Origin of the sequence: Streptomyces palmae (assembly GCF_004684805.1) — a bacterium.
GTDB classification, from domain to species: Bacteria; Actinomycetota; Actinomycetes; order Streptomycetales; family Streptomycetaceae; genus Streptomyces; species Streptomyces palmae.
On the sequence record NZ_SRID01000282.1, the window covers coordinates 1 to 9292 of the forward strand.

At 71.4% G+C, this 9292-nt stretch carries 8 protein-coding genes and 1 pseudogene; 8 read left to right on the top strand and 1 reads right to left on the bottom strand.

What is annotated here, in order from left to right:
- Positions 1 to 127: 127 nt before the first annotated feature.
- The 6 genes and pseudogenes from E4099_RS23855 to E4099_RS23880 all read left to right on the top strand — a co-directional run bounded on the left by E4099_RS23855 (position 128) and on the right by E4099_RS23880 (position 5874).
- The gene (locus E4099_RS23855) at positions 128 to 1666 is read left to right on the top strand and encodes a cytochrome ubiquinol oxidase subunit I (RefSeq protein ID WP_135341174.1); all 1539 of its coding nucleotides are present in this window, start codon (positions 128 to 130) and stop codon (positions 1664 to 1666) included.
- 12 nt (positions 1667 to 1678) lie between these two features.
- Positions 1679 to 2680 carry a cytochrome d ubiquinol oxidase subunit II gene (gene cydB, locus E4099_RS23860; protein ID WP_135341175.1) on the top strand — a complete coding sequence of 334 codons (1002 nt, stop codon included), beginning with the start codon at positions 1679 to 1681 and terminating at the stop codon, positions 2678 to 2680.
- A gap of 285 nt (positions 2681 to 2965) precedes the next feature.
- Positions 2966 to 3448, top strand: a complete 483-nt coding sequence (locus tag E4099_RS23865) for an SAM-dependent methyltransferase (protein ID WP_135341176.1) — start codon at positions 2966 to 2968, stop codon at positions 3446 to 3448.
- A gap of 190 nt (positions 3449 to 3638) precedes the next feature.
- A pseudogene (locus tag E4099_RS23870) lies at positions 3639 to 4112 on the top strand (hypothetical protein); the annotation flags it as partial.
- 254 nt (positions 4113 to 4366) lie between these two features.
- Positions 4367 to 5014 (top strand): vitamin K epoxide reductase family protein, encoded by a 648-nt coding sequence (locus E4099_RS23875; RefSeq protein WP_135341177.1) that lies wholly within the window; start codon positions 4367 to 4369, stop codon positions 5012 to 5014.
- Positions 5015 to 5163: 149 nt separating this feature from the next.
- Positions 5164 to 5874 carry a response regulator gene (locus tag E4099_RS23880; RefSeq protein WP_245245123.1) on the top strand — a complete coding sequence of 237 codons (711 nt, stop codon included), beginning with the start codon at positions 5164 to 5166 and terminating at the stop codon, positions 5872 to 5874.
- Between the two features lie 329 nt (positions 5875 to 6203).
- Here the strand turns inward: E4099_RS23880 and E4099_RS34915 are convergent, their stop codons facing one another.
- Complete coding sequence (locus E4099_RS34915; protein ID WP_280923519.1) at positions 6204 to 6329, bottom strand: hypothetical protein; 126 nt, start codon at positions 6327 to 6329, stop codon at positions 6204 to 6206.
- A gap of 425 nt (positions 6330 to 6754) precedes the next feature.
- On the opposite strand from E4099_RS34915, the gene ctaD reads away from it, so the two are divergent.
- Positions 6755 to 8398, top strand: coding sequence for an aa3-type cytochrome oxidase subunit I (gene ctaD / locus E4099_RS23885; RefSeq protein WP_280923520.1), 1644 nt, complete (start codon positions 6755 to 6757; stop codon positions 8396 to 8398).
- 42 nt (positions 8399 to 8440) lie between these two features.
- A complete protein-coding gene (locus E4099_RS23890) occupies positions 8441 to 8974 on the top strand; it encodes a hypothetical protein (protein WP_135341179.1) in 534 nt (177 codons plus the stop codon).
- The last annotated feature ends 318 nt before the right edge of the window (positions 8975 to 9292 follow it).

Sequence of the window (9292 nt, forward strand, 5' to 3'; positions counted from 1 at the left end):
GAAGGGGGCCGGGGCGGGTAGGGCGACGGCCCGCTCCCACCGACCGGCAATCCGCACGCCTCACCGAGGACGCCCATTAAGATGCCGTTTGTCCCGTTATGGGAGCCCCGGACGAGAGAAGCGTGCAGTGGAGCTGGCAATCGCTCACGAGACCATCGCGCGATGGCAATTCGGCATCACCACCGTGTACCACTTCCTCTTCGTACCGCTGACGATCAGCCTGGCCATGGTGGTGGCGGGCCTGGAGACGGCCTGGGTGCGGACGGACCGGGAGAAGTACTTCCACGCCACCAAGTTCTGGGGAAAGCTCTTTCTGATCAATATCGCCATGGGCGTGGTCACCGGGATCGTGCAGGAGTTCCAGTTCGGCATGAACTGGTCCCGCTACTCCCGGTTCGTCGGTGACGTCTTCGGAGCCCCGCTGGCGATGGAGGCACTGATCGCCTTCTTCGTCGAGTCCGTGTTCATCGGCGTGTGGATCTTCGGCTGGGACCGGCTCCCGCGGCGGATCCACTGCGCGTGCATCTGGGTGGTGGCCGTCGGCACCCTCCTGTCCGCGTACTTCATCCTCGCGGCCAACTCCTTCATGCAGCACCCGGTCGGCTACCGGATCGACTCCGCCACCGGAAAGGCCCAGCTCACCGACATCGGGCGGGTGCTGTTCCAGAAGACCACCCTGGTGGTGGTCTTCCACACGCTGACGGCGGCCTTCCTGACCGGCGCGGCCTTCATGATGGGCATCGCGGCGTGGCACCTGTGGCGCGCCCGGCGCGGTGTGGAGACGGACGGCAAGCGGATCGCGGTCATGCACTCCTCGCTGCGGCTCGCCCTGGTGATCGCGGCGGTCGCCGGGCTGGGCACCGCGATCAGCGGCGACCGGCTGGCCAAGGTCATGTTCGAACAGCAGCCGATGAAGATGGCCGCCGCCGAGGCCCTGTGGGACACCCAGGCCCCCGCCCCGTTCTCGATCTTCTCCGTGGGCGATGTCAACAAGGGCCGCAACTCGGTCGAATGGCAGATCCCCGCGGCGCTCTCCTTCCTCGCCAACGGCGACCTCTCCTCCGCCGTACCGGGCATCAACGACGTGGCCAGGGCCCAGGCCGCGCGGTTCGGAGGCGCGCCCCAGGACTACATCCCGCAGATCTTCGTGACCTACTGGGGCTTCCGCCTCATGATCTTCTTCGGGATGGTCAGCTGCGCGGGGGCGCTCCTCGGCCTCTGGCTCATCCGCCGCAGACTCTGGCTGGCGCCCGAACACCGCGCCGGCGAGGACGAGCCACCGAAACTCATGCTCACCAGGGACCGGGAGCTGAACCGCTTCCTCACCCAGTGGTGCTGGCGGCTCACCATCCTCACCATGGGCTTCCCGCTGCTCGCCAACAGCTTCGGCTGGATCTTCACCGAGATGGGCCGTCAGCCCTGGGTGGTCCTCCACCTGATGCGCACCCGCGACGGCTCCTCCCCCAGCGCGGGCCTGGGCACCCAGACCGGCTCCCTGATCGCGCTCACCGTGCTGTACGCGGTGCTCGCGGTGATCGAGGTGGGGCTCCTGGTCAAGTACGTCAAGGCCGGCCCGGACACCGCCGAGCGTCCGCCCGGCAAGGACCCCACCTGGCGCGGCCCCTCCGAGGAGGACGCCGACAAGCCCCTCACCATCGCCTACTGAGGACGGCATCCCATGCACCTCCACGATCTCTGGTTCATCCTGATCGCCGTCCTGTGGATCGGCTACTTCTTCCTGGAGGGCTTCGACTTCGGCGTCGGCGTCCTCCTCAGGCTGCTGGCCCGCGACACCGTCGAGCGGCGGGTCCTGATCAACACCATCGGTCCGGTCTGGGACGGCAACGAGGTCTGGCTGATCACGGCCGCCGGCGCGACCTTCGCGGCCTTCCCGGACTGGTACGCCACGTTGTTCAGCGGCTTCTACCTACCGCTGCTGATCATCCTGCTGTGCCTGATCGTCCGCGGCGTGGCCTTCGAGTACCGGGCCAAGCGCCCGGGCGCGCGCTGGCAGCGAAACTGGGAGGAGAGCCTGTTCTGGACCTCCCTGATCCCCTCGTTCCTGTGGGGCGTGATCTTCGCCAACATCGTCCGGGGCGTGGCGATCGGGGCGGACACCACCTACGTGGGCACCCACAGCGACCTCTTCCACGGATACGCCATCCTCGGCGGCTTCATGACGCTGGCCATGTTCACCTGGCACGGAGCCGTCTTCACCGCCCTGAAGACACTCGGCGACATCCGCTACCGGGCCCGGTCCACGGCGCGGACGGCGGGCCTGGCGACACTCCTGCTGGCCGCCGCCTTCCTGGTGTGGACGCAGGTGGAATCCGGCGACGCCGCCAGCCTGGGCCTGCTGGCCCTCGCGCTGGTGGCGCTGGTCGTCTCGCTGGTCTTCAACCGGCTGGACCGCGAGGGCTGGGCCTTCGTCTTCTCCGGCCTCACCATCGTGTCGGCCTTCGCGATGCTCTTCGTGGCGCTGTTCCCGGACGTCCTGCCGTCCACGCTCGACCCCGCGTGGTCGCTCACGGTGTCCAACGCCTCCTCCTCCACGTACACGCTGCGGGTGATGTCCGTCGTCGCGCTGGTCTTCACCCCGATCGTCCTGCTCTACGAGAGCTGGACCTACTGGGTGTTCCGCCGGCGCATCGGTGTCCAGCACATCCCGACCGCCCACTGACCGCCGCGGCACCCGCGCCGGCCCGCGCCCTGGCGGCGGTGGGCGGCCGTCGGCGTACGGGCGGCGGGGCGCGGCGGCGGTGTGCGTGCGCGCCGCGGGCGGACAGCCGCGTACCGGCGGGCACCTGGACCGCGGACGGTCGGCGGTCGGCGGTCGGCGGTGCCCGGCAGGGGTGGGGCCGGAGGTGACGGCGGCGTACGGTGATCCCCTGCGGCGGTCACCGTCCTCGCGGCCCGCTCTCACCACCGGGTGCGCGGAGGGCATCGTTCGACGAAAGGGGCGCACATGTCCGAGAGCCACACCCCGACCGAGGTCGTCTCCCATCCGGTGGGCCGGGTGGTCGGCGGGCGGGCGGAGGTCCGCGACGACGACTGGGGGAAGGAGGTCGCCGTCATCCGGCTGGACGCGGCCCGGTTCGAGGCCGACGCGCTGGCCGGGCTCGACGCCTTCTCCCACCTGGAAGTCGTCTACCACTTCGACCGGGTGCCGGTGGAGAAGATAGAGACCGGAGCCCGCCATCCGCGCGGCAACACCGAGTGGCCGCTGGTCGGCATCTTCGCCCAGCGCGGCAAGAACCGCCCCAACCGCCTCGGCGTCTCCCGCTGCCGCCTGATCCGGGTCGAGGGACTCGACGTCCATGTGGCGGGCCTGGACGCGGTCGACGGCACCCCCGTGCTCGACATCAAGCCCTATCTGGCCGAGTTCGGCCCCCAGGGCCCGACCGCGCAGCCCGCCTGGGCCACCGAGCTCATGCGCGACTACTACTGACACGACCCGAGTCCGCACGTCGGGCCGTCCGGCGTGCGGGCCCCGCGGCCGGTCGGGTGGCCCCGCGCCCGGTGCCGTATCGGGGCCGTTCGGCCCCTACCGCTGGTGGATCTCCGCCGTGTTCACTGCGACCGCGGATCTGACAACCACCATGTGGGAGGCGAACGATGGCGACCTGGGGAGGGCCCTGGTGATCGCGGCCGTCGGGCACGCGGATCTGACCGCGGCCACCTTGCGGATGCTGGAAGGCGAACTGCGGGCGCGAGTGGAGCGGCTGGCGGAGGACGCGGCGGGCCTGGTCCGCGGTGGCGCCGGGCTGCCGGTGGCGTTCGGGCGGGCGGTGCGCGAGGCGGGCCGCAAGCTCACCGTGCTGCTGCCCTCGCGGAACGCGGTGCCGGCGATACTGCCGGAAGGCGACCGCCGGGCGGCGGGCGAACTGCTGGTGCTGGCCGAGCAGGTACGGCTACTGGCCTTCGACCCCGCCGACCGGAACGCGTGCGTCAGCGCCGACGAGAAGATCATCCAGTCCTGCCACAAGGTGCTGGCGGTCTGGGACGGCTCGCCCTCCGACGGCTCGGACGCCACCGCGCACCTGGTGGCCTTCGCCCGCGCCCGCGGTATCCCGGTCGAGGTCATCTGGCCCTCGGACGCGGCCAGGATGCCGCGCGTACCGGGCGTCCGGCCCGGCTCGCGGCCGGCCCCGCGGCGGTGCGTCCACCACCAGGACGACGCCCGTACGGGACACCATGACGCCGACCGCACCGGGCACCACGACGGCCGGCCCGTCGCACACCCGAACGGTGCCGCGGTGGGAGACCACGCCGGCGACCGCACCGGACACCGCGGCGACCGCCCCGACGCACACCAGGGCGGCGCTCCGGCGGGGCGGCACGGCGCGGACCCGGCGGGAGAGGGACGATGACCAGCCCGGAACACACGCTCGCACCGGCCCCGCCACGCAAGCGGAGCCCCCGGCCGGCCCCCGGCACCGGGGCCAGCCGGGCCTTCGCATGGCTGCTGGTGGTCGCCGGCTCGCTGGGGCTGCTCGGCTCCTTCGTGATCAGCATCGACAAGATCAAGCTGCTGGAGGATCCGGGCTTCGTCCCCGGGTGCAGCCTCAACGCCGTGGTCTCCTGCACCAGTGTGATGCAGAGCGAACAGGCCTCGGCGTTCGGCTTCCCCAACCCGCTCATCGGCCTGGCCGCCTTCGCCGTGGTGATCGCGATCGGCTTCGGGCTGCTGTCCGGAGCCACCTACCCCCGCTGGCACTGGATCGGGCTGAACGTGGGCACGCTCCTGGGGACCGTCTTCTGCATGTGGCTGATGACGCAGGCGCTGTACGACATCGGCGCGCTGTGCCTGTGGTGCGCGCTGGTCTGGCTCGCCACCATCGCCCTGTTCTGGTACACGACCGTGCACAACATCAGGCACGGCATCATCCCGGCCCCCCGGGCGCTGGTCGCGGGCGTCCTGGAGTTCCACTGGGCACTGCCCACCACCTGGTACCTGGTCATCGCGATGCTGGTGGGCACGCGCTTCTGGTCCTACTGGCAGACCCTGCTGTGACCGCGCGCCGGGCGGCACGGGCCGAGCGGTCGGCGTGACGGGGGCCGTTCGGCCCTACCGCGCCGGGTGTGATGAGGTATGTGCTGGTCGCACCCGGGACGGTCCCGGCGCGCCGTCGGACACCCAGGAACACCGGAGAAGAGCACCACGTGAACCAGTTCCCCCCGCCCGCCGCGCCGGTGCGCGTCTTCATCCTCGACGACCACGAGGTGGTCCGCCGCGGGGTGCGCGATCTCCTCGACGCGGAACCGGACATCGAGGTGGTGGGGGACGCCGGCACCGCCCGCGAGGCGCTGGCCCGGGTGCCCGCGGTGCGCCCGCAGGTGGCGGTGCTGGACGTGCGGCTCGGCGAGAGCGATCCGGCCGGCGACCACCAGGGCATCGAGGTGTGCCGGGAACTGCGGGCCCGGATGCCGGAGCTGGCCTGCCTGATGCTGACGTCCTTCGATGACGACGAGGCGCTCTTCGACGCCATCATGGCGGGCGCCGCCGGCTATGTGCTCAAGCAGATCAGGGGCAGCGAGCTGGTCACGGCGGTGCGTACGGTGGCCACCGGGCAGTCGCTGCTGGATCCGCGGGCCACCTCGCGGGTGCTGGCCAGGCTGCGCGGGCCCCAGTCGGCCGAGCGGCCGAAGCAGCCGGAGCAGCCGGAGGGGGCCCGCCTCTCGCCGCGGGAACTGCAGATCCTGGAGCTGATCGGCGACGGCCTGACCAACCGGCAGATCGCCGAGCGGCTGTACCTGGCGGAGAAGACGGTCAAGAACCGCGTCTCCTCGCTGCTGGGCAAGCTGGGCGTGGAGCGCCGGGTGCAGGCGGCGGTGGTCGCCGAGCGCATGCGGAAGGGCCCGTCGGCCTCCTGAGTCCCCGTACCCGGTTCGCGGCGCGGCCGGCGCGTACCGCCGCCCCGGTGGTCGGTGGGTACGGCCGCCGGGGCGGCCAGGGCCCAGGGACCCGTCGGACGCTCCGGTTCCGCCGGTGGCGGGCGACTCCACCGCCGGCGTGCCGCCCAGCGGTTCGGCGCGGATCCGCAGATCGACCAGGCCTCCGGTGCGCGGGGCGTCCCCCGCACCCACCCCGTCGTCGGTGACGGTGAGGACCACGTCCTCGTCGGTGACCGCCGGACACACGTCCGCCCGGTCCACCACGGCGCGGTCCCGTGGTCATGGTCCGATCCCCACCGCGCGGCGCCTCAGGGCGCGGGCAGCACCTGGTGGGTGAAGACCACCCGGCCCGACGGGACGCCGCCGAGCAGCCGCGGTGACTCCTCCTCGCCCGCCTCGACCACGCGGACCTCGGGGCGCGCTCCGGCGGTCATGCGGCGGCACCGCCCTGCCGTGGGGGCAGCGGAATGCCGGACCGGGACGTCATCGATGCGGCCTCCCAATGGTTGCGGGCCGCCAGGGGGCGGCCGTCAGCGCGTTCCGGCCGCCGCCGGCGCGGGGTGACCAGTCCACCACCGGCATCACGCCGGTGGACAGGGCCGTTCGGCCCCGATCGGTACCGCTGGGCCGGTCGGTCCCGCCCCGCGCGTGAAGCGGGGCCCCTGGTCCCGGGGCCGCAGGGGCTGTTCGGCCCTACTCGCGCGTGGAGCCCCGCACAGATCATGTGGCGGCGGCTGGGAAGAGGCGGCTGCTCTCCCCCGTGTACGGCGCACTCTTCCCAGTCCGCTTGGAATTCGAGCGAGGCGGAAGGTCCCGACCGGTGGACGAGGCGGTTACGACGGAGACAAAGGAGCCGCAACTGCGGCCCGAAGCCGGCGAGGAGGCGATACGCACCTCCAAGAGCACGTGGGTCCAGTGGCTGACGACCACCGACCACAAGCAGATCGGCACCATGTATCTGGTCGCCTCGTTCGTGTTCTTCATCATCGGCGGCCTGATGGCGCTGGTGATGCGCGCCGAACTGGCCAGGCCCGGTACCCAGTTCATGACGAACGAGCAGTTCAACCAGGCGTTCACCATGCATGGCTCGATCATGCTGCTGGTGTTCGCCATGCCGCTGTTCACCGGCTTCGCCAACTGGATCATGCCGCTCCAGATCGGCGCCCCGGATGTGGCGTTCCCCCGGTTGAACATGCTGTCGTTCTGGCTGTTCCTGTTCGGCTCGCTGATCGCGGCGGGCGGCTTCCTCACCCCGCAGGGCGCGGCCGACTTCGGCTGGTTCCTCTACGCCCCGCTGTCCGACTCGGTGCACTCACCCGGAGTCGGCGCGGACATGTGGATCATGGGTGTGACACTGTCCGGTTTCGGCTCCATCCTGGGCGCGGTCAACTTCATCACCACCATCATCTGCATGCGCGCCCCGGGCATGACGATGTTCCGGATGCCGATCTTCACCTGGAACGTGCTGCTGACCTCGCTGCTGGTCCTGATGGTCTTCCCGGTGCTGGCGGCCGCGCTCCTCGCGCTGGAGATGGACCGCAAGTTCGGCTCGCACATCTTCGACCCGGCCAACGGCGGCGCGCTGCTGTGGCAGCACCTGTTCTGGTTCTTCGGCCACCCCGAGGTGTACATCCTGGCGCTGCCGTTCTTCGGCATCGTCTCCGAGATCGTCCCGGTCTTCGCCCGCAAGCCGATGTTCGGTTACGGCAGCCTGATCGCCGCGACCATCGCCATCGCGGGCCTGTCGGTGACCGTGTGGGCGCACCACATGTACGTGACCGGCGGTGTGCTGCTGCCGTTCTTCTCCTTCATGACCTTCCTGATCGCGGTGCCCACCGGTGTGAAGTTCTTCAACTGGATCGGCACCATGTGGAAGGGCTCGCTGAGCTTCGAGACACCCATGCTGTGGGTGCTGGGCTTCCTGACCACCTTCACCTTCGGTGGTCTGACCGGTGTCATCCTGGCCTCCCCGCCGCTGGACTTCCACGTCTCCGACTCGTACTTCGTGGTGGCCCACTTCCACTACACGCTCTTCGGCACGGTCGTGTACGCGATGTTCGCCGGATTCCACTTCTGGTGGCCGAAGTTCACCGGCAAGATGCTGGACGAACGGCTCGGCAAGATCACCTTCTGGACGCTGACGGTCGGCTTCCACGCCACCTTCCTGGTGCAGCACTGGCTGGGCGCCGAGGGCATGCCGCGCCGGTACGCGGACTACCTGGCCGCGGACGGCTTCACCACGCTGAACACCATCTCCACCGTCGGCTCCTTCCTGCTCGGCCTCTCCTTCCTGCCGTTCTTCTACAACGTCTGGAAGACCGCCAAGTACGGCAAGAAGGTCGAGGTGGACGACCCGTGGGGCTACGGCCGCTCGCTGGAGTGGGCCACCTCCTGCCCGCCGCCGCGGCACAACTTCACCTCTCTGCCGCCCATCCGCTCCGAGTCCCCCACGTTCGACAAGAACCACCCGGACATCGTGGCGCTCGAGAGCGTCTCGCACTGAGCGACCGGCCCCACTCGCGGAATCCAAGGAGGAGGGAACCCTATGTCCCACGGTGTCCTGGCACTGGGCGTCGCCCTGCTGTGCGCGTCCGGCTGCGTCTGGTACCTGCCCGCGGTGGCGGAGCTGCGGGCGGGCGGCGACCGGCCCCTGTCCCAGCGGCTGACCGCCGCGGCCTGTCTGAGCGGCTGGGGCTCCGTGGCCCTGGTGGCGCCCCTGCTGCTGACACCCGCTCCGTGGAGCACCGTGGCGGTGCTGCCGGCCGCCGGGGCGGTGCTGACCTGTGTGCTGGCCGTCCGGGCCCGGGTCCAGCGCGGTTGGGAGGAGCGCGAGGACGCCCGCCACTGGGCGGCTCTGGGCCGGCCGCTCACCGTCTCCGGGCCGCCGCCCCGGCGATCCTTCCTGGTCTGGCTCTCGCCCGGGCTGCTGCTCGCGCCGGTCGCCGCCGGGGCGGTGCTGCTGACCGGTGAGAGCAGCCCGGCGCGAGGCGCGGTGGCGGCCGCGAGCGCCGCGGCGGTGACGGCGGTGTTCCTGGGCGCGGCGACCGCCCGGGCGCACACGCTGCGCCGCCGCGGCTGAGGAGGGGGGCAGCGGCTCGGCGGGAGCCGCTGCGGGGTGAGGGCCACCGCTCGGCCCTCACCCCACTGGCATCCGTCCGCGGGACGGCACGTATCGCCGTGGTCCACTGGTGGCTCAGTGGACCACGGCGATACGCGTTTCCCGCCTCGGTGGGGAGCCCGTGCGGGCTCCCCGCCTCCCCTCCGCCCCGGCGCCCGCCCGGGCGGAGGGGAGCACGCCGGGTTCGGCCCCTGGGGGCGGTGGCCCCGCGGGGCCCAGGGGGCCGACCGCTAGCTGGCGTCCGCGAGGGCGAGGGTGTGCAGGCGCTCGGGTGGGCCG

What these genes read in the sequence shown, in the direction of transcription:
- cydB (WP_135341175.1), top strand. Translation starts at nt 1,679, where the DNA reads ATGCACCTCCACGATCTCTGGTTCATCCTGATCGCCGTCCTGTGGATC.
- E4099_RS23865 (WP_135341176.1), top strand. Translation starts at nt 2,966, where the DNA reads ATGTCCGAGAGCCACACCCCGACCGAGGTCGTCTCCCATCCGGTGGGC.
- E4099_RS23875 (WP_135341177.1), top strand. Translation starts at nt 4,367, where the DNA reads ATGACCAGCCCGGAACACACGCTCGCACCGGCCCCGCCACGCAAGCGG.
- E4099_RS34915 (WP_280923519.1), bottom strand. Translation starts at nt 6,329, where the DNA reads ATGACCGCCGGAGCGCGCCCCGAGGTCCGCGTGGTCGAGGCGGGCGAG.
- E4099_RS23890 (WP_135341179.1), top strand. Translation starts at nt 8,441, where the DNA reads ATGTCCCACGGTGTCCTGGCACTGGGCGTCGCCCTGCTGTGCGCGTCC.